Origin of the sequence: Parendozoicomonas verongulae, assembly GCF_009711465.1 — a bacterium.
Classification (GTDB): Bacteria; Pseudomonadota; Gammaproteobacteria; order Pseudomonadales; family Endozoicomonadaceae; genus Sansalvadorimonas; species Sansalvadorimonas verongulae.
Window position 1 is genome coordinate 1 of record NZ_SMME01000805.1, and the last position, 20774, is coordinate 20774.

Below are 20774 nucleotides of genomic sequence, written 5' to 3' on the forward strand. Positions count from 1 at the left end.
AGAAACATCTCCCTTAAGAACAGAAACATCACCTTTAATATCAGCGATTTCCCCATCCTGCAGAGCGAAGCGGGTACGCATTTCCTGCCTGGTAGCAAGTATCTCTTTGTGAGTTTCTGCAGTGACTTTGATAATGCTTCTCACCGCACCATCCAGTGAGTCAAAATGTGATTCAAGCCGCTTAACCCTAGCTTCTAACTCCATAACAAACACCTTTTCTTATTACTTGGAGGAGGTTGAGCATAGCCTAAATTTTAGCCCGCATATCGCCAACTTAAGAGTTAATGATATGCGGGTAATATGAGAAGCCATCAGACCTAAAAATCAGGGCATATCATCCACTTCATCTTCCCGCACAGGAACAATCAGATCTTCACGACTGATGTTCATGTACAGCAGCAGGTTGGATGCAATGTAGATGGAGGAATAGGTACCTACGCCAACACCCACCAGCAGTGCCGCTGCAAAGTTGTGGATCATATCGCCACCGAGGAAAAACAAGGCCAGCAGTACCATGATGGTGGTACCGGACGTGGCCAACGTACGACCCAGAGTCTGACTCAGAGAGATATTAATGATCTCGACCGGAGTACCACGACGCACCTTACGGAAATTCTCCCGCACACGGTCGTATACGATAATGGTGTCGTTCAGGGAGTAACCCACAACCGCCAGAATCGCTGCCAGTACAGTCAGGTCAAACTGCAAACCGAACAGGGAGAATACGCCCAACACGATCAAACTGTCGTGGCCCAGTGCGATAACCGCACCCAGAGAAAATTTGTACTGGAAGCGGAAGGCGATGTAGAGCATAACCAGCGCCAGTGCCAGCAACATACCCAAACCACCCTGATCGCGGAGTTGTTCACCCACCTGCGGGCCCACAAACTCAACCCGTTTCAAAGTGATCTCACCGTCGTAAGCCGCATTCAGCTGACGAGCTACCTGATTGGAAAGCGTGGCATTACTCTCACTGCCGGGAATACGGATAAGCACAGCATTGGCAGAGCCATACTCCTGTGCAACCGCATCATTAAAGCCCATTTGACCCAGCTGATTACGCACCGCCGCCACATTGGCAGGCTTATCGTAAGACAGCTCAATCAGGGTACCGCCGGTGAAGTCCAGACCAAAATTAATACCGTTAATAAACAGCGTGGCTACAGAACCGAGCAGCAGCAGTACAGACAATGCTGTTGCTCCCATCCGCAGTCTCATAAAATCTATGACCCGGGTGTGGCCAAACATTTTCTTGTCAGAAGACATCTTGTCGGAAGCGGCCTCTGACTTTGAACCATTATTTTTCATAGCTCATTCTCCTCAGACAGCCCTTAGATAGACAGCTTCTTAAGCTGACGACGGCGACCATAGGTTATGTTCACAATCGCGCGACTCACCAGAATCGCAGTAAACATGGATGTCAGGATACCGAGGGATAGCGTCACGGCGAAACCTTTCACTGGCCCAGTACCAATGGCATACAGAATCACACCCACAATCAGCGTAGTGATGTTGGCATCGAAGATGGACACAAACGCCCGGTCGAAACCTTCTGCAATAGCTTTATGGGGGGATTTGCCATTCTTCACCTCTTCCCGGATACGGGAGAAGATCAGCACGTTGGCATCCACCGCCATACCCAGAGTCAGCACGATACCGGCAATACCCGGCATGGTAAGCGTTGCCCCGAGAATAGACATCATGCCCACCAGCAGAAGCAGGTTCAGGGTCAGAGCGATATTTGCCACCAGACCAAAGAACCGGTAAACCACCAGCATGAAGACAACAATCAGTGCCAGACCAACCAGAGTGGAGTTAATACCCATACGGATATTCTCTTTACCCAGGCTTGGACCAACGGTGCGTTCTTCCACGAAGTGCATAGGTGCGGCCAGAGAGCCAGCACGCAGCAGCAGTGCCAGCTCGGAAGACTCAGCACGGGAATCCAGACCGGTGATGCGGAAGTTGCTTCCCAGTACCGCCTGAATGGTTGCCAGACTGATGATCTTCTTCTCTTCCCGATAAACAGGAACGCTCACCTCGGTTTCAGTACCGTCCACCATGCGGGTTTCAGTACGGTTACCCATGAACTTCTGTTCGATGAACAGCACAGCCATACCCTGACCAACATTATTCCGGGTTGCACGCTTCATCAGCTCGCCGCCACGGTTATCAAGGCTGATATTAACTTCAGGGCTGCCGGTCTGGGTGTCCACATTAGAGCGTGCGTTGGCTACCTGATCACCGGTCATGATGATGTCGCGCTGCAGGTTTGCAGTACGGCCAGGCTGGGAACGGAACTCAAAGGTGTCAGTCGTGCCGGGAGCCGCATCAAAGCCAGCAGCCAGACGGAACTCCAGATTCGCAGTTTTACCAAGAATACGCTTGGCTTCCGCAGTATCCTGAACACCGGGTAGCTCAACCACGATATGTTTGCGACCCTGACGCTGAACCAGAGGCTCGGACACACCCAGCTCGTTCACACGGTTACGAACAGTGGTGAGGTTCTGCTTGATAGCATAATCTTCGAGATCACGGACTTGCTGCTCACCCAGAGTAGCGGACACGATAAAGCGGCCGTTGTCTTCGTCAGCCGTTGTGGTCAGATCCGGGAACTCTTTGATGATCAGGCTGCGGGCCTTGTCGCGGGTCGCTTCATCAGTGAAGGCAAACTCACGGGCAATCGGGTTGGCACCCTGAACAGTACGATAACGCAGACGCTCTTTACGCAGAGCGGTCCGAATCTCCCCGGCATATACATTCATGCGAGTTTCAACGGCTTTCTGGCTATCCACCTCCAGCAGGAAGTGCACACCGCCAGAGAGATCAAGACCCAGCTTCATGGGTGTTGCACCAAAGGCCAGCAACCAGTCTGGGGTTGTTGGCGCAAGGTTCAGTGCAACAACATAATCATGGCCAAGTTGTTCTTTTACCGCTGCTTTTGCGGGCAGCTGATCTTCGTTATCTGTCAGACGAATCAGGACAGAGTTGCCCCGCTCGCTGGTTTCTGTGGATTTTACAGCAATACCTTCCGCATTCAGGGCTGCAACAGCCCTCTTCAGCTGTGTTTCACCAACCTGAGTCGCGGCACCGGCACCAGAAATCTGGATTGCGGGGTCATCCGGATACAGATTGGGCAAGGCGTAAAATGCGCCGATTGCCACAAACAGAAAAATTGCGAGGTACTTCCACAAGGGGTATCGATTCATAGGACCCTCGGGTTCCTTATTAGTAAAATGGCCATATCTCAAAGAGACAGGCCATTTATAATCCCGTTCAGTTAATTGCCTTCATCGTGCCTTTTGGCAGAGTGGCCGCAACAGCGCTTTTCTGGAATTTCAGCTCTACATTGTTGCTTACCTGCAGAGTAACAAAATCATCAGCTACACTGACGACCTTACCCACGATACCACCGGTGGTGGTTACCTCATCACCTTTTGAGATACTTTCCAACAGTGATTTGTGCTCTTTGGCGCGCTTACTTTGCGGACGCCAGATCAGCAGCCAGAAAATCAGAACAAAGCCACCCAGCATTACCAGCTGACCTACCATACTTGGGCCGCTTGGGCCTGCCGCTTCGGTGGCCGCGTGCGCTGCACTGATCAAGCTCATAGTCATACTCCCTAATTACAATCAGAAACAAAATCCAGATTCTTTTCTGCAGCCAGAAGCCGAGCCTCGCATAGCTTCTGGTCAGCCACCACACAAATACCTGACTCAGGCGTTCAAAGGAGTGGCTACTTTCCCACGCGCAGCATAGAACTCTTCTACAAAGTGGCTCAATTTACCCTGTTCAATAGCCTGTCGCAATCCAGCCATCAAACGCTGGTAGTAGCGCAGGTTATGGATTGTGTTGAGCATTGAACCCAGCATCTCATTACATTTGTCCAAGTGATGCAGGTACGCCCGTGTGAAATTGCGGCAAGTGTAGCAGTCACAGCCCGGCTCGAGAGGCTCTTCTGCATGACGGTGCTTAGCATTGCGAATTTTCACGGTGCCAGCTGCAGTAAACAGGTGGCCGTTGCGCGCGTTGCGGGTTGGCATTACGCAGTCGAACATGTCCACACCACGGCGAACCGATTCCACGATATCTTCCGGCGTACCAACACCCATCAGGTAGCGTGGGTACTCTTCAGGAATACGACGAGGCGTGTGATCCAGAATGCGGTACATATCCTCTTTGGACTCCCCCACAGACAGGCCGCCGATAGCATAGCCATCAAAGCCGATATTCAGCAGGCCATCCAGAGAGCGGGCACGCAGATCTTCGTACATGCCGCCCTGGATAATACCGAACAGGGAGGATGGGCTGTCGGCATGAGCTTCGCGGCTGCGCCTGGCCCAGCGCAGAGACATTTCCATGGAAGTACGGGCACGTTCTTCGTTAGCATCACCAGGAGTGCATTCGTCGAAGATCATTACAATATCAGAACCCAGATCACGCTGAACCTGCATGGAGGATTCCGGACTCATAAACACCTTGGAACCGTCTACAGGGGAGCGGAACGCCACACCTTCTTCGGTGATCTTGCGGATATCCCCCAGACTGAATACTTGAAAGCCACCAGAGTCAGTAAGGATAGGTTTATTCCAGCCGTTGAAATCGTGCAGAGTACCGTGCTCTTTGATCACTTCCGTGCCAGGACGCAGCATCAGGTGAAAGGTGTTTCCCAGAATGATCTCTGCACCAATTTCATGGATATCCCGTGGCAGCATGCCTTTTACAGTGCCGTAGGTGCCCACCGGCATAAAGCAAGGGGTTTCGATTGTGCCGCGAGGGAAAGTCACTCGACCTCGGCGGGCCAGACCATCCTGCCCCAGCTTCTCGAATGACATGAAACATTCCTGACGCATTGCGCAGTCTCCTAAATAGCTTGGGCAGCGCACCCAAAAGGTGGCTGCCCAAAGTCAAAATCCAAATATGATTAAGGCCTATGCCTTAATATCTTTTCTGGTCAGCAGCATGGCATCGCCGTAGCTGAAGAAGCGGTAACGCTCTTTGATCGCTTCATGGTAGGCATTCATCACCTCATCGAACCCGGAAAACGCAGACACCAGCATAAGCAGTGTGGATTCTGGCAGATGGAAATTGGTGATCAGGGCATCAACCACCTGATATTGGAAGCCGGGGTAAATAAAGATATCTGTCTCACCGGCAAACGGTTTCAGCCCACCATCGCGGGCTGCGGTTTCCAGACTCCGGATGGAGGTGGTGCCTACGGCAACAACGCGCCCGCCATTAGCTTTGGTGCGCTTGATAGCATCCACAACCTCTTCGGAGACTTCCAGATACTCCGAGTGCATGTGGTGTTCTTCGATATTATCCACACGTACGGGTTGGTATGTGCCTGCGCCCACATGCAGAGTCACGAAGACTTTCTCAATACCTTTGGCTTCGATAGCCGCAAACAGCTCATCATCAAAGTGGAGGCCAGCCGTTGGTGCCGCCACAGCGCCTTTTCTGCAGCCGTATACTGTCTGATAACGCTCGCGATCTTCCAGTTCGTCTTCACGGGTAATATAGGGAGGCAAAGGCATGTGGCCGTGTTGTTCCAGCATTTTCACAACCGCCTCTTCACCAGCGAAGCGCAGCAGGAACATAGCATCCTGACGCTCAACCATTTCTGCTTCCATACCGCCCTCGAGAAGCAGGCGCGTACCGGGCTTAGGAGATTTACTGGCGCGAATCTGAGCCAGCACCATACGGTCGTCTAACACGCGCTCAACCAGTACTTCTACCTTTCCACCGGTCTCCTTCTGACCGAATACACGTGCAGGTATCACCTGGGTATTGTTGAGCACCAGCAGATCACCGGGCTGAAGGTAATCCACAAGGTCACGGAATGTTTTATGTTCCGGCTTGCCGTCTTTCCCATCCACTACCAGCAGCCGGCTGGCACTTCGCTCCGGCATGGGATAGCGGGCAATCAGTTCATCGGGAAGGTCAAAATGAAAATCACTGACGCGCATTTGCCGCTACAGCCTCACACAGCATAAAAATGGGCACGCAGAATACCGGAAGTCGAGGGAAATGTCAGGTGTGATAACTGGTTATACAACCCTTGCGGTTACAGGTTATACGCTCTTTCAATCCATAGCCGCCATTGCCAGGCAGCCTTGCGGCTAACACCTATCAAGAAGCCTCGACACTTCATGTGCAGGAATTTTTAAGGAATTATCCCCATAGTGGATTACTGAGAATTTAGCTAGCCTCGAAATAGAAGATCATTTGATTTCGATATATTTTTGGAACTTTTGCGTACCAAAACCTTACATCAATTGAATACAGTCTTTGGACATTCCTTCTGTTGATTCCATACCAGCAGACTATTGACGACAGTTGACCCCTGCTGCTGATCTGGAAAGAGCTTCTGCTGACACTGAAGCTCCCATGACTATCTCTTTATAAAGGATTAAGCAGGCGACAGATCAGGGAATTAAACAACACCGTATTCATGGAGATATCCGAAGAGGGCTTCGACAAAGTCAGGATACTTTTAGAAGCCTGAAAAAGACGTGTCACCCACGCAGGAATTCGTTCGAAAAATACATCAAAGATTGAATTTTTGGTCTTAGAGGCATCCCTATTATTGTCAGACCTGACCTGATTTAAATCCGCTCAGCTTACAGGTACTGCAGCCTAAAAATCCTGGACAGTTACCTGTGGGGTTGCCCTGGATCACAGAATCTAAAGGAGCATGTTCCAATGGTGCAAAAAAGTAATTTATCTACTGCTGAGGCCATCATTGATGGATTAGGTGGTTCTAGCAATATTAAGTTCATGACGCACTGCGCAACGCGCCTTCGCTTTGAATTAAAGGATGATTCCTTACCTGATAAGGCCAAGCTGGATGCGATTTCTGAAGTCATGGGATGTGTTCCGCAAACTGGCAATCGTTACCAAGTCATTATTGGCGGTGCCGTTATGACAATCTTCAACCAGATTAAAGCATTACCATCTATGCAGGAGAGGGTTGAAACGTCCGGCAGCACCGAGATGTCTAATGATGATATCAAGGCATCTGCGCGTTCCAGTGGCCCTCGTGGCAAGATTGTCTGGATTGACAACTTTTTTGAATATCTGTCGGACTCATTCCGCCCTATTCTCGGTGTTCTTCTTGGTGCTTCGTTGATTATTGCGATGACCTCAGTCCTCGATGCCTTCCATATCGTTGATTTCCGAGGTGCAAAATCTGCGGGCTGGGTATTTGTCGATTCGATGTGGCACACCGTATTCTACTTCCTGCCGATTATGATTGCCTACAATGCGTCGAAGAAACTAAAGATTGATCCATGGGTAGGGGCTGCGGTCATGGGTGCCCTCATGACTCCGGATTTCCAGAAGTTGATGTCACTGGCATCCACTATCTCAATTAAGAACCCTGTGCTGGGAACGACCTCCCACGTGGCAAACGTCTTTGGTCTGTCAATGCAACTCAACGACTACTCAGGTCAGGTCTTTGTACCTTTCATAATGGTTGCCGTTCTTGCAACAGTGTACCGCGGGCTGCAGCGTATCTTCCCACAGAATGTTCATATAGTATTCGTTCCGTTCTTCTCACTGATTATTATGATCCCGCTAACAGCATTTGCTCTCGGCCCAATTGGTGTGTGGGCTGGTATTAATCTTGGTACCGGCTTAGCCTGGATGAATACCCATGCTCCTTTTGTATTTGCGATTCTGATTCCACTGCTGTACCCATTCCTGGTACCACTGGGTCTGCATTGGCCACTCAATGCTCTAATGCTGATGAACATTCAATCCCTTGGCTACGACTTCATCCAAGGCCCAATGGGTGTATGGAACTTCGCCTGCTTTGGTGCCACTGCCGGTGTATTGTTCCTTTCAATGCGTGAAAAGGACTCAATGATGCGCCAAACCTCAGTGGGCGCACTGGCTGCCGGTCTGTTCGGTGGTATCTCTGAGCCTTCACTGTATGGCATTCACCTGCGCTTCAAAAAAATCTATTCACGCATGCTGCCTGGCTGTTTTGCCGGTGGTGTAGTGATCGCGATCCTGGGCGCAGCTTATGGCGGAGTGAAAACCAAGGCGTTTGCCTTTACCTCAGTTCTGACTATCCCTGTCTTTAATCCTATGTGGGTCTATGGAGTCGCCATCGCGGTTGCCTTCTTCATACCTTTCATCCTGATTGCCTTTCTGGATTACCGTACTCCTGAAGAGAAAGCAGCAGCAAAAGCACGGATTCAAACTGAAGCAGCCTCTAAGGCTGGTTAATCCAGCTTGAGAAGCCCCTCCAGCACTTCCAATTTGCTTCCTGCATACACTCTTGCACAGAGAAAGTGATCGAATAAGCTTCAATCACTTTCTCCGCTCCACATCAACTCTTTATCGATGCACCCTTATGGGTAGATCAAGCTTCCGGGGGCGGCGGGGTAAAAAAATTGTCATCATCACCTTGAGGTTCAAAACTCTGATCAGCAGGCCTTGTTCTCATTACCTCATCAGAGTCGAGGATTTTCTTCATAGTGTCAGAATCTGTATCCACGATAAGTGCATCAGGCTTCAAACCATGAGTTTGCTTTTGTTTGAGTGCGGCATCGGGAATATAGGAGACGGCTTGCCGTCCGCCATTTACCCAACCTGTCCCATCTTGAAGGGTCAGAATTATACGAGTGTTTTCAATCCATTCCTTCTCTGCTTTCGCAAGCACCTTTATACCCAGCTCTTTTTTCAGCTTGCCTCTGAGTTTCTTCAGCCTACCTGTTGAGGCCTTTATTTTTTTATTCAGTTCCTTTAGAGGTGTCAAAGCCCTTTGGGTATGCACTATTGAGTTGTGGACGTATCGGGTATACATCGCAATAGTCTCATCTGGCACGCCTTGTCCTTCCTTGGGAGGAACTATCTGCACAGGGTTTCCACTCACAACAAGAACAACCCTGAAACCCTCCTCTTCGGCAAAATCTTTATCCCTGAGACACTGCAAAATTTTATTGCTATTTTCATGCATCCACAGCTCAGCTTTGTCCTTACGAATAGCCTTAATAATATCATCGCGAGCACCCAGCATTTTTTCCCTTTCCCGCAGATCTACACCTTCGTCCGTTTGCCTCTTAATGGTCGGGTCATGCTCCAGTAACGATTGAAACCTACGCCTGTCAAGCTGTTCCGATTCGCACTGAGTAGATTCATCACTCGCTGGGTAACCAGATGTCACAGAATCCCGATCATTAAAGTCTGACTCACTTTCCTGATAGTCCCGCGGCACACGGGTTTGCACCACACTCTCTTTGGATACATCTCGTCCGGACGGGTGCTTTGATTTTGTGGAAAGCGCTTGCGTGTGCGCAGGAGGGGTAGATATCGAGGATGGCAGTGCATGACGACTGCTACCCTGAGAACCATTGGACCGATCCATCGCCAAGCCTCTGAAATCAAAAACAATTGTTATCTGTATCGGCGAGAGAGAAATGATCTTGCATGCTTATTCGCAAATGTTATACTGCGCACCGCTTGCCAACATACAAGCTGATGCCAGTGTGATGGAATTGGTAGACATGACGGATTCAAAATCCGTTGCCAGCAATGGCGTGTCGGTTCGAGTCCGACCACTGGTACCACCTTTCGAGGTTAGGATGCACTTACAGCTTTCCAAGTGACACTACGGTGACACTCAAGCTTCAAGTGCCTCAATTCCTGTTTCTATATTACTCGGAGCCAAATGAGCATAACGCAGAGTCGTCTGTATACTCGTATGTCCAAGAACCTCCTTAACTACCTGTAGATGAATACCAGCCTGGACTAAATGGGAAGCTGTAGTATGCCTCGGCGTATGGAGTACAACGTCTTCATCAAAACCTACATGCTTTATCATTCTCTTCCAGCTATCCATATATGATAAATATTTGACAGATGAGAATAAGCCTAAAGCTTTCCTTATACTCATGATCTCACGTACCCTCTTGGTCATGGGAACAAAGCGAGGTTTACCATTCTTTGAGTCATACAAGTGAATCTTGTTACCATTCAGGTCAATGTTACTACTCTGAAGAGATAACATTTCATCAAAACGAAAAGCAGTATCAACAAGACAGGCTGTAAGGTCTCTGTAGGTATGTTCTCCACTCCATTCAAAATAACCAAGCACAGCCTTAACTTCATCTCGTGTCAGCTAGCGTAGCCTTCCTGACATTGTCTTCAACTGCTTAATTTGGGGAGGGTTGACTATCCAGTCATAACTAGAAGCTGTCTGAAGCATTACATTAACAGACGAAAGATAACGGCTTATGGGGTCCATCATAATGAGGCTGGAACCCAAACAACAGGACATGCTCTACAACAGATATTGGTACCCTATGGAGCGGGACTTTAGCCATGGAGAATATAGCTGGCTGTTTAACCAGTTTATGCGGGATTTTCTTACGGTGAAGACGGGTAACCCGCCCCGCATTGGCGATATTTATGAAGCCTTCAAGGCGTATATGACCAGCTCTGGCGATGATATTGAAGAACTGATCGCCGATGTGCGCCGTCATGCCAGCCACTATGTCGCCTTTGTGCGAGAACTGGAAACAGAACCTAGACTGCTGGATGCGTTTAAAGACCTGAACAGCTACAAGGTGGATGTCGCATATCCACTGGTACTGGAGCTGTATAACGATTACGCCTACAACATTCTGGAGCAAGGTGAGTTTGTGGAGTGCGTGCGGATTATCGAGAGCTGTGCATTTCGCCGGTTTGTTTGTGGCATTCCTACCAACTCCATGAACAAAACCTTTGCCCGATTCAGTAAAGATCTGGATAAGAGCAGGTATCTGGAAAGCTTCAAGGCCGCCTTTCTTAATCTCAGCAGCTATCGTCGAATGCCAAAGAATGAAGAGTTCCAGCGCTGCCTGCTGACCAAAGATATGTACAACATGCGCAATAAAGCCTACTGGCTACGCAGACTGGAAAACCATGGTCGAAAAGAACGGGTGCCGCTTGAAGACTACACCATCGAACACATTATGCCCCAAAACCCAAACCTCTCCGAAGAGTGGCAGGTAGAGCTGGGAGATAACTGGCAGCAGGTACAGGAAACTTATCTGCACACCCTCGGAAACCTCACTCTTACAGGCTACAACCCGGAGCTGAGTGATCGGCCCTTTGCTGACAGGCGAGATATGGAAGGTGGCTTCGCCCAAAGCCCTCTAAAACTGAACCGCAGCCTCGCACCACAACCCCAATGGAACGAGCAAGCCATCCTCAATCGCAGTGAACAGCTGAGCAATATGGTGGCAGACGTGTGGGCAGTACCTGAACTCCCTGCAGATGTATTGCTCAACTATATGAAGCCTGAACAAGGGAAGTCAGAATACACACTGGCTGACCATCCACATATCGCCAAAGGCATAATGAAAGAGCTGTTCCAGAAATTCCGCACGCAGGTGCTGGCACTGGACGACAGCATTCATGAAGACTACCTGAAGCTTTATGCCGCCTTTAAGCTCGATACCAATTTCGTAGATGCTGTGCCTCAAGCCTCTACACTGCGCCTGTCATTGAATATGAAGTTTGAAGATATCCACGACCCACGAGGGCTGTGCAAGGACACCACAAACCTTGGCCGCTGGGGGAATGGAGATGTTGAGGTGAAACTGTCGCAAGCATCTGAGCTGCCTTATGTGATGGAATTGGTGCAGCGGGCTTTGGATTTGCAGCTTGGGGAAGACTAATATGACCAGATTTCTTTTGCCCAAAACCGTAAATTTCCCATGGGAGCAAAGTGTGAGAGCATGTAGTAATAGCTTTCACCAAGAGTATTCAGGAGACAGAAATGTCAGCCAATCAGGATGAAGAAAACATCATTGAGCTGGAGGAAGAGCAGTTTGAATCTGAAAGTGAGGAGAGTGACACTAACCCCGATGATCAGATGCAGCCATTCAATCCCAGCAAGATTGATATCGCAGTTTCCCCTGTATCCATGGATAGCTTAATTGAGCGCATGGAACACGGTGAGATTGAGCTAAATACCGACTTTCAGCGCCGGGCTGATCTTTGGTCTCCTAACAAAATGAGCAGACTGATTGAATCAATATTAATCAGGCTGCCTCTACCTGCATTTTATTTTGATGCTAGTGATGAAGATAAGTGGCTAGTTGTTGATGGGCTGCAGCGCCTTTCAGCTATACGCAGATTTGTTATAGATAAAGAAAGGCCGTTAAGGCTGCATGGGCTTGAATTCCTTTCAAAGGAACTCAAAGGTAAAACCTATGATGACCTACCTCGGGTTTATAAGAGACGCTTGAAAGAATGTCAGGTCACGACCTACCAGATTAGACCCACCACACCCACAGAAGTGAAATACAGTATCTTTCAACGTATTAATACTGGTGGGCTGACCCTGAATAATCAGGAAATACGGCACGCAATGGCAAAGCCAAGAGAGCGGGATTTCCTGAAAAAATGTGCAGAAAACCATCATCTCATTATGACTATGGGTGACCAGTCCCGACGCATGAGTGACCAGGAGCATGTGCTAAGATTCTTTGCTTTTTTTCAACACGATTTCCAAACCAGTAAAAAGAACATTACAACGTTTCTTGATGATATGCTGGAAGAGATCAAGCAGAAAACTGACGCAGAGTTGGCCGCCATGAAAGGCTGGTTTGACACTGCAATTGAGCGCTGTAACCGGTTACTGGGTGATGATGCTTTCTTGAAAATTCTTGATGGCTCTCAAAAACAAAAGCGAAAAAGCAGCACCCTGTTTGAAGTTTGGTCTGTTTGTCTCGGACGATGTGAGCCTGAGGAGTTTGCTAAACTGGAGTCCAGCAAGGGGGTGGTTAAAGCCCGCAATCGCGAGCTGCTTAAAAAAGATACAGAGTTCTTCAATGCTATTACTTATAGCACCCAGAAAGTTGAGAATGTGAGGATACGGCATGATCGAGTAAAAAAATTGCTTGATCAGGTTTTGAGGGAGACCAGTGATGCTTGAGTACCTACATGTCAGAAACTTTAAAACTTTGCTGACTGGCGGCTTTCCGTTATCGCAGTTAAATATTTTCTCCGGTCTTAATGGCATGGGGAAATCTTCTCTTATGCAAACACTGCTGTTATTGCGGCAGTCCTATGAGAGGAATGTTCTCTTTTCAAAAGGGCTATTGCTTAAGGGCGATTATGCATCTCTCGGAACAGGGCGGGATGTTCTCTCCCAAGAGAGTGAAGAAGAAGCCATATACTTCACAGTCAAATGGTCTGAACGGGAAGATGCTGTAGCTTTTGAATTTGATTATGCTGCGAAGTCTGACTTGTTACCCGTACAAAGTCAGACATCAGTAGATCAACCTGAAGAGTTGAGCCTCTTTAATCAAAATTTCCAATACCTTAGTGCCGATAGGATCGCACCAAAGAGTCACCATGAGCTCTCTGAATTTCACATCAATGAGTTGAGCTCACTTGGAAACCAAGGGGAATATACGGTTCATTATATAGCTGATCATGCTGACCAACCCCTTGAAAATAAAGCCCTGATTCACCCGTCTGCTGGATCTAATGATTTACTGGCAAATATTGATGCCTGGATGTCTGAAATCGCTCCTGGCCTTAAGGTAAAAACGGAAGCTTTACCACAATACAACTCCGCCACCCTGGGCTTTGCCTTTGTACAGGGAAATGAGACAACCAATGAGTTTAAACCTCAAAACGTAGGCTTTGGTTTGAGCTACGTACTTCCGGTGGTTACCAGTATCTTACGAGCCAAGTTCGGAGACTTGTTAATTATTGAGAACCCAGAGTCTCATTTGCATCCTGCAGGTCAGGCTGTCATGGGGCGATTATGTACTCTGGCTGCACAATCGGGTATCCAGCTAATAGTAGAATCCCATTCAGATCACTTCCTGAATGGTGTCCGAGTTGCCATCAAAGAAGGCCTTGCCCCAAAAGAAACTGTGAGCCTATTTTTCCTTGAGCGAGAGAATGAGGGGAGTGAGCACGCATCACATATTCGAAAGCCAAAGATTGATGATCAGGGTCGTATTGATGAGTGGCCAAATGGTTTCTTTGATGAGTGGGATAAACAGCTGGAACGGCTTCTATAAATAAGGTGTTGTATGAGCCAAGTGTTGGTTTTTAACCACCATTCTCTCCCGTTTGACAGTCAAACCAGTGCCAGGGCAGCAATACCAGAGTTTATTCAAGTGACGCTACGCTGCAAGTGTTATGGCTATAATCTGATGCTACTTGATGAGAGCATGGATCCAAACTGGTTTCAGGTGCAGTTGGCTCCAGGCTATGCTTGGAGAAACTGGTATGACGAAGCTTGTAATGACAGTAGTCTAACAGAGACTGTACGTGCTTTTCGCAGCCTGCAAACCAGACAACCTCTGCTTACAGATGTTGACCTAGAAAAGATTGGTTACTGCAGAGAAGTTGGACTGAAAGGGGAGTCAGCTGGTCTATCAGCACTTCTTGCGTGCCATTTTTATACCTCTTTTTTAATCAGCCTCCCAAGTTCTGAAAAATGGACAAATAATGAGCTTCAAGCTTGGATGCTTGATGTAGACGAGCACAAGGGTGATTTTTCTGAGACCGAGGTGAATATTGGTAATATTTTTTCATCTGAGTCTTTGGTGTTCCACAAGAGGGCATTGGAAAATCGCAGGGCAGAGCAGCTGACAACAGGCAAGGAGCTTTGGAGTAAGCGTGGAGAGTTCTTTGACAGTTTAGAGTTTATCGATGACTTCGGGGGGGCAGTTGAGAACCTGGGGGCACAGAGCCGACATACTCACTAAAGCCAGAGATGCTCTCTTGTGCATGAATGATTTTGCCCGCAGATGGAAAGCAGGAGAGTTTACTGATTATCAGCATGAACACCTTACCATTTGTGGCCTTTCCGCAAAAGTAAGTGGTGAATCACCATCAGTAAATAACGACCCTAGAAAAAGAAAAGAGCGCGAGTTCTGGTTGCCTAAAGGCGTGAAAGTTAATTGCCAGAATCATGTGACGCTACCTGATGGTTATAGGCTCCACTTTTATCCAGAGTCATTAGAAAAGACTATCTATGTGGCTTATTTGGGGCCACATCTTACGCTGTAGGATTTCCATTAAGAATGGATAATAGCCAAAGAGCCATTGAATATATGCTGTATATCATGGCTCACCAGAAGGCTTTGAGCGTAGGTACTGATCCAAGTAAATTTGAGTCTAACAATAGCAGGTTATGGACCAAATGCGTTGATTTCGTACAGATCTCAGAGCGGCTTTGCTGATAATCTGACCATTTTTTCAATGGTCATCATGAAAGCTGTCTGTGTTCACTGTGACACCTCCGACGGAGTTGTAAAAAACGGAAGAGCTCCTTCAGGAAAACAGCGCTATCTTTGCCGAAATTGCAAACAGAGCTTCCAGCTCGAATTTATCTATAACGTCAACAAGCCCGGTGCCCATGAGCGTATTGTTGATATGGCTATAAACGGCTCTGGAGTCAGAGATACAGGCCGCGTCTTGGGGATTATGCATATTCCGGCGCATCCGGCCACCGAATCCAGAACACTCAACACTCTATTACCTGATTTTCACTGCGCTGTAGAAAGCTGCACACCGTGCAGTGGGTATTCTCCCCTCCTCCCCCTGAAAACTGAACATTTCCAGCCATGCGTTATCATATGTACACACATGATGAATAGAGTTTCTGCCATGGAATACTTCGAAATCAGGGATCTGCGGGAACGCTGCGGTGATTTCACAAAAGTCGCTGAAGACGGAATCATCGATAACTCTGGCAATACTGGGGCATATCCCCCCACCTTGGGCTTCCGACAACAAAAGTGGAAGTACCTGAAAGCATGGCCTGGGAATGTACTAAAAACCGCAATCTAAGGGGGCATGCCTTATCCAGAATGCAACTGATTGCGGTCAAATTCAGATTGTTCCGGATGTAGACCTGACTTCGATTCCGGAACTTTCCAAGCTTATCGCTATTGATGCAGGTGAGAAGCAGGCCATTGGCGTTGCATACGATCGCGTGAAGAAAAACAGTTCAGTCATCAGCAAAAGAAAAATAACAGGTAAGCTCAAACCCCAGATAGATATCCTGCGTAAGCTTGGCTCTTTTTATAGCGAGCGACTTATTGCATCAGTTCTTGACAAAGTGAACGAGACCTAAAAGCAGTGTCAACAGGCACCTGTACTCTATAGAAACATTTTGACTCTTCAAAACCAATAACAAGTAACTCTTTATCTGGCAAGATGGTTGCTTACAACGATTATTCCCATCAAGTGAAGGTTCTGACAATCGATCTATTGATAACAACTGTTGGAACCAACTTTTACCAACACATGATGGGATATATAAAAGCTGCGAATGCACTGCTAAAGCAGTTTGTAAAGAACAGGGCGAGACTGATGGTATTCATAATATAGGCATATACTATGTTTTTTATTGTGAAAATGCGAACAACCTTAGAATTATTAGGTGTTTGTCGCTATCATATGCACGTCGCTTGTCAGCTATCTCAGCTATCTCAGCTATTTAGTCTGTCAGACAGTCAGGGGGCAACCAATGACTGCCGGGCAAGGAAATGTCGTCTCTGGAGTCAATCGTTTAAACAGTGATACCAGCTATGGCTTTGCCCGCTCAGGTCTGTACTGATGGATGTCAGTGTATAAGGTTGTTGTTCCATGGAAACAAACAAAATAAAGTGATTCACTTATGGATGCTCAGTTCTGGAATGGTAAACGTGCTCCGGGCGTTCAGGATGCCATAAACCCTGACAAGTACTCTTCGATTCTGGAAGTCTTTGAAGAGTCAGTGAAGAAGAACGCTGAAAGGCCCGCCTTTACCGGGATAGGCCACACTCTCAGCTATCGTGACATCGATGAACTCAGCACAAAGTTCGCGACCTACCTGCAAAACTATACCGACCTCAAACCTGGTGACAGGATAGCAATCCAGATGCCAAACCTGCTGCAATTTCCTATCGCAGTGTATGGTGCACTGAAAGCAGGGCTTGTGATCGTTAATACCAACCCTCTCTATACCGCCCGTGAAATGCACCACCAGTTCAATGACTCCGGCGCCAGAGCTCTGGTGTTTATGGATGTGTTTGGACACATGGTGGAAGAAATTATTGCAGACACGCCTGTAGAGCATCTTATTGTCACCAGTATTGCAGACTGCCTGCCCGTACCTAAACGACCGCTGGTTAACTTTGCTGCCAAACATGTGAAGAAAATGGTGCAGCCATTCACTCTTCCCATCGCAGTGAAGTTCCGTAAGGCTTTGAGCCTTGGTGGTAAAAAGGTGTACTCACGCCCTGCAGACGCCCAACCCGATGATATTGCAGTATTGCAGTACACCGGTGGTACAACAGGTGTAGCAAAAGGTGCGATGCTGACTAACCGTAATATTCTTGCCAATATGATGCAGGCCAAGGCACACCTGTCCCAGGTGGGTAATGATGGACATCGTATTAACAAGCCCGGCGAGGAAATTATTGTTGCGCCCCTGCCGCTGTATCACATTTATGCCTTTACTGTGCACCTGATGGCGATGGTGGAAGAGGGTAACCACAGTATTCTGATTGCTAACCCCCGTGATACCAGCATGTTTATCCGAATGATTAAGCCGTGGCAGTTTACGGCCTTTATCGGTTTGAACACTCTGTTTGTCAGCCTGCTCAACCATCCTGAATTCAAGAAGTGTGATTTCAGCAAGCTAAAGCTGACGCTCTCTGGTGGTACGGCCCTGCAGGGGGATACAGGTACGCGCTGGAAAGAAGCCACAGGAACGGTTGTTTCTGAGGCCTATGGTTTGACCGAGTGCTCTCCTGCCGTAACCATAAACCCGGTTCTTGATCTGGCTCAACCAGGCACCGTCGGTTTACCTGTTCCCAGTACTGCTCTGAAAACAATTGATGAAGACGGCAATGAAACACCTATCGGTGAGCCGGGTGAGCTGTGTGTGAAAGGCCCTCAGGTGATGAAAGGTTACTGGAAGCGTCCTGATGCTACAGCGGAAATCTTCGACGAAGATGGCTGGCTCAAGACCGGTGATGTTGCTGTAATTGCTGAAGATGGCTTCGTGAAAATCGTTGACCGTATCAAGGACATGGTTCTGGTATCCGGCTTTAACGTCTATCCGAATGAAATCGAAGATATTGTGGTGGCCCATGAAGGTGTTGAGAACTGTGCAGTGATTGGTATTCCTGATGAAAAAACCGGTGAAGCTGTGAAACTGTTCGTGATTCCTTCTGACAGAGAACTCACTAAAGACGCAGTACGTAAATACTGCAAGTTGAACCTGACTGCATATAAAGTACCCAAGCAAATTGAGTTCCGTGAAGAATTACCTATGACTCCAGTTGGCAAGATTCTCCGCAAGGATCTTCGTGCTGAAGAACTTGCTAAGAAAACAGGTTAATCCTTTTCTTCGCAAACGCTGGCTGAGCCGCAGGAAAAACACTTTGCGTGTTAACTTTATTTGCTGGATCAAGGCCGCTCTATGCGGCCTTCATTTTCCCTGGAGGACGAAAACTTTCGGCTACCCTGTTTAAAGGACATTGCCCAAGGATACGGGAGGCCATAGGAATGAGTGTTTCAAGGGGCGTTGCAAGAAAATGGTTACCAGGACTGGTGCTGGCGGCTTGTGCCAATGTATCCCATGCAACAGAAACTAAACGAGTGAAAGTCTCGGAAATTTTTCCAGGTTCATCACCGGTCAACCCTTCTGCGTTTACCATCAGTACGGTGCCTGTTCTGAAGCGGGATTGCCCAATGGTGCGCATTCCCTGGATATACAGGGATGATGTGCACGATGCCCAACTGAACAAACAGCCTGTTCGCTTTAAATTGAGTTCCAGTGAGTGCCTGCAGTTTGGTGATAAGCTCTACTTGAATGCACTGGGTGTCATCTTGAGCAACGATGAGCAACCCAAGAAGAAAAGTGGTGTCGTAAGGATTGGGAAGCCTGTGAAAAAGAAGTAACCACTGCACAAAGAAGCAGAAGAAAAGCGCATACACACGTTATGCGCTTTTTTTGTGTTCCATCTCTTGCTCAGGCTTGGGGGATACAACTTCCGGAAAAAACTGTTCAAGCTTTTCGGGGTCATCTTTAAGAGCCTCCCGAGCAACGTCACTGGTAGTTACTTCAATCTTACTGGATTCCAACTTCATGAATCGGATATTGGCATGAAACCAGAACCAATGACCGCAATCTGTCAGGCAAAGAACCTTCAGGTCGTGATTAACGGAGGGGAGTAGAGGTGCGAATACATGACTGGTGTGCTGCTTGCAGATGGGACGAGCGGCTTGCCCAAAGTAGCTTACGCTGCCAATCACCTCATGAACCTCTTCAAAGGCATTGCCCGCTATTTGATCAGCCATAAAATCAGTATATCTATCAGCTATGTATAAAGCACCGCCGATGATGACCAACAGTATCAGTTCCATGTTGTCCTCTTATATTTAATTCTTGTGCTCGACTGTTTTCGTTTCAGAATGCGGAAGCTTTAGTGAGACGTGCAGTTTTTATTGTTTGGAATAGCTGCCCGTCTGCGGTCTGTGCGAAGCGAGTCGATTTTGTGTTCCGTTATACAGAGGGGCGTGCATCCTGCTGCCCTGAATACTAAGTGTAAGTATATTCCGAGAGGGTGGAAGTATTTTTACGGAATCTAAAGTTTATTTTCAGAACAGTGCCTATAAAGCACGCCTATGGCCTGCTGGATTCTTTAATCCATGCCGGGACGGCCGCTGTTCAGGACACCCCTGTTTGTGATCCTGACACATTTTGAACCTTTGTTCCCTCACCATAATCCATACAGAACATTGGTTTAACGACCCCCTGACATAACGGCTATATAAGGTTTATTCAGAGTATGAGCTTACCGTCAAACTATGGGAGAAGCAGCCGAGGCAGCCATTACTGGCAGGCACCTAAGCTTTACAGACAAACATATTCCAGTAAGCGCACGCGTGGTACCTCCAGTACACAGGGTTCTCAAGACCCAAGGCGTACTGGCAACTATAAGGGCCATCAACTTGCACAACGTCGTCTCCAGCACCACCCAGCACACTCTTGTATACAGAGATATCACGACATAGATAATAGTTTCCATCTTCTGAAAACCAACCCTCAAAGGGCATTAGATGAGAGCAAAACGCTATTAGAAAAATACGAGGGAGACTCGCGTCAATACCCTCGTGTTGTGCAATTGAAAGCCAGAGCTTTGTTTCTTCTTGGAAATTTGGATGGGTGTATTGATTACATTAATTCCCTGTCAGAGGATTTGCAAAACAACAAAGGGTTGATGATGGCAAAAGGCAGGGCTTTACAGGCGAGAGGCCGTTTAAGTGAAGCTTTACCACTTTTTCTGCACCTTTATGCAACATACTCAACATCTCTGAATGATGAAAAAACCAATGGGTTAGCCTTGGGCAGACTGCTCCAGATCATGGGAGGTACAGGCAACCTGAGGATGGCACTGAATATCTACACCCGTCTGCGCGCCCGGACGGCCAGGGGGCAGACAAACACTCCCTGTGACGACAAGGAGATCGAACTGGCTCTGGGCAGGCTGTACCAAATCATGGGAGGCACGAATAACCTGAGAACCGCCCTGGACATCTATACCCGCCTGCGCACCCACGCAGCCGGGGGGTTGCCAGATACCCCCTGTGATGACAAGGATGTCGAATTAGCTCTAGGAAGACATCTCCAGATCATGGGAGGCACAGATGACCTGAAAGCGGCCCTGGATATCTTTACCCAGCTACGCATCCGGGCGGCCGGAGGAGTGAATGCACCCTGTGAGGATAAGGAGATTGAACTGGCTCTGGG

Annotated in this window: 19 protein-coding genes and 1 tRNA gene; 11 read left to right on the forward strand and 9 right to left on the reverse strand. The window is 48.1% G+C overall.

What is annotated here, in order from left to right:
* The 6 genes from E1189_RS08680 to queA form a co-directional block, all read right to left on the reverse strand.
* On the reverse strand, positions 1-204 hold a 204-nt coding region (locus tag E1189_RS08680; RefSeq protein ID WP_155159674.1), incomplete at its 3' end, for a hypothetical protein.
* A 120-nt stretch (positions 205-324) separates the two neighbouring features.
* A complete protein-coding gene (gene secF, locus E1189_RS08685) occupies positions 325-1308 on the reverse strand; it encodes a protein translocase subunit SecF (protein ID WP_230460280.1) in 984 nt (327 codons plus the stop codon).
* 23 nt (positions 1309-1331) lie between these two features.
* Positions 1332-3209, reverse strand: a complete 1878-nt coding sequence (secD, locus tag E1189_RS08690) for a protein translocase subunit SecD (protein WP_155159676.1) — start codon at positions 3207-3209, stop codon at positions 1332-1334.
* Positions 3210-3276: 67 nt separating this feature from the next.
* A complete protein-coding gene (gene yajC / locus E1189_RS08695) occupies positions 3277-3612 on the reverse strand; it encodes a preprotein translocase subunit YajC (RefSeq protein ID WP_155159678.1) in 336 nt (111 codons plus the stop codon).
* A 105-nt stretch (positions 3613-3717) separates the two neighbouring features.
* Positions 3718-4836, reverse strand: coding sequence for a tRNA guanosine(34) transglycosylase Tgt (gene tgt, locus E1189_RS08700; protein ID WP_155159681.1), 1119 nt, complete (start codon positions 4834-4836; stop codon positions 3718-3720).
* 96 nt (positions 4837-4932) lie between these two features.
* The gene (queA, locus tag E1189_RS08705; RefSeq protein ID WP_155159683.1) at positions 4933-5970 is read right to left on the reverse strand and encodes a tRNA preQ1(34) S-adenosylmethionine ribosyltransferase-isomerase QueA; all 1038 of its coding nucleotides are present in this window, start codon (positions 5968-5970) and stop codon (positions 4933-4935) included.
* Positions 5971-6706: 736 nt separating this feature from the next.
* Here queA and E1189_RS08710 point away from each other — a divergent pair.
* Positions 6707-8236, forward strand: coding sequence for a PTS transporter subunit EIIC (locus tag E1189_RS08710; protein WP_155159685.1), 1530 nt, complete (start codon positions 6707-6709; stop codon positions 8234-8236).
* 136 nt (positions 8237-8372) lie between these two features.
* On the opposite strand, the gene E1189_RS25375 is transcribed toward E1189_RS08710, so the two are convergent.
* Positions 8373-8969, reverse strand: coding sequence for a hypothetical protein (locus E1189_RS25375; RefSeq protein ID WP_155159688.1), 597 nt, complete (start codon positions 8967-8969; stop codon positions 8373-8375).
* Between the two features lie 523 nt (positions 8970-9492).
* Here E1189_RS25375 and E1189_RS08720 point away from each other — a divergent pair.
* Positions 9493-9579, forward strand: a tRNA-Leu gene (locus E1189_RS08720).
* Positions 9580-9632: 53 nt separating this feature from the next.
* Here E1189_RS08720 and E1189_RS08725 read toward each other — a convergent pair.
* On the reverse strand, positions 9633-10130 hold the full coding sequence (locus E1189_RS08725; RefSeq protein WP_155159689.1) for a tyrosine-type recombinase/integrase: 498 nt from the start codon (positions 10128-10130) through the stop codon (positions 9633-9635).
* A 115-nt stretch (positions 10131-10245) separates the two neighbouring features.
* On the opposite strand from E1189_RS08725, the gene E1189_RS08730 reads away from it, so the two are divergent.
* The 8 genes from E1189_RS08730 to E1189_RS08765 all read left to right on the forward strand — a co-directional run bounded on the left by E1189_RS08730 (position 10246) and on the right by E1189_RS08765 (position 18922).
* Entirely contained in the window at positions 10246-11673 is a 1428-nt protein-coding gene (locus E1189_RS08730; protein ID WP_155159690.1) for a GmrSD restriction endonuclease domain-containing protein, read from the forward strand.
* A 101-nt stretch (positions 11674-11774) separates the two neighbouring features.
* Positions 11775-12935 carry a DUF262 domain-containing protein gene (locus E1189_RS08735; RefSeq protein ID WP_155159691.1) on the forward strand — a complete coding sequence of 387 codons (1161 nt, stop codon included), beginning with the start codon at positions 11775-11777 and terminating at the stop codon, positions 12933-12935.
* Positions 12928-14037, forward strand: a complete 1110-nt coding sequence (locus E1189_RS08740) for an AAA family ATPase (RefSeq protein ID WP_155159700.1) — start codon at positions 12928-12930, stop codon at positions 14035-14037. Before E1189_RS08735 ends, E1189_RS08740 begins: the two co-directional genes overlap by 8 nt.
* Positions 14038-14049: 12 nt before the next feature.
* A complete protein-coding gene (locus tag E1189_RS08745) occupies positions 14050-14730 on the forward strand; it encodes a hypothetical protein (RefSeq protein WP_155159692.1) in 681 nt (226 codons plus the stop codon).
* Between the two features lie 22 nt (positions 14731-14752).
* On the forward strand, positions 14753-15034 hold the full coding sequence (locus E1189_RS08750) for a hypothetical protein (RefSeq protein ID WP_155159693.1): 282 nt from the start codon (positions 14753-14755) through the stop codon (positions 15032-15034).
* A 102-nt stretch (positions 15035-15136) separates the two neighbouring features.
* Entirely contained in the window at positions 15137-15817 is a 681-nt protein-coding gene (locus E1189_RS25385) for an IS1-like element transposase (protein ID WP_155159694.1), read from the forward strand.
* An 832-nt stretch (positions 15818-16649) separates the two neighbouring features.
* Positions 16650-18359, forward strand: coding sequence for an AMP-binding protein (locus E1189_RS08760; protein WP_155159695.1), 1710 nt, complete (start codon positions 16650-16652; stop codon positions 18357-18359).
* Positions 18360-18526: 167 nt separating this feature from the next.
* Positions 18527-18922 carry a hypothetical protein gene (locus E1189_RS08765; RefSeq protein ID WP_155159696.1) on the forward strand — a complete coding sequence of 132 codons (396 nt, stop codon included), beginning with the start codon at positions 18527-18529 and terminating at the stop codon, positions 18920-18922.
* Positions 18923-18961: 39 nt separating this feature from the next.
* Here the strand turns inward: E1189_RS08765 and E1189_RS08770 are convergent, their stop codons facing one another.
* The gene (locus E1189_RS08770; RefSeq protein WP_155159697.1) at positions 18962-19387 is read right to left on the reverse strand and encodes a hypothetical protein; all 426 of its coding nucleotides are present in this window, start codon (positions 19385-19387) and stop codon (positions 18962-18964) included.
* Positions 19388-20223: 836 nt separating this feature from the next.
* Here E1189_RS08770 and E1189_RS08775 point away from each other — a divergent pair.
* Positions 20224-20774: hypothetical protein (locus E1189_RS08775; RefSeq protein ID WP_155159698.1), on the forward strand; the 551-nt coding region annotated here is incomplete at its 3' end.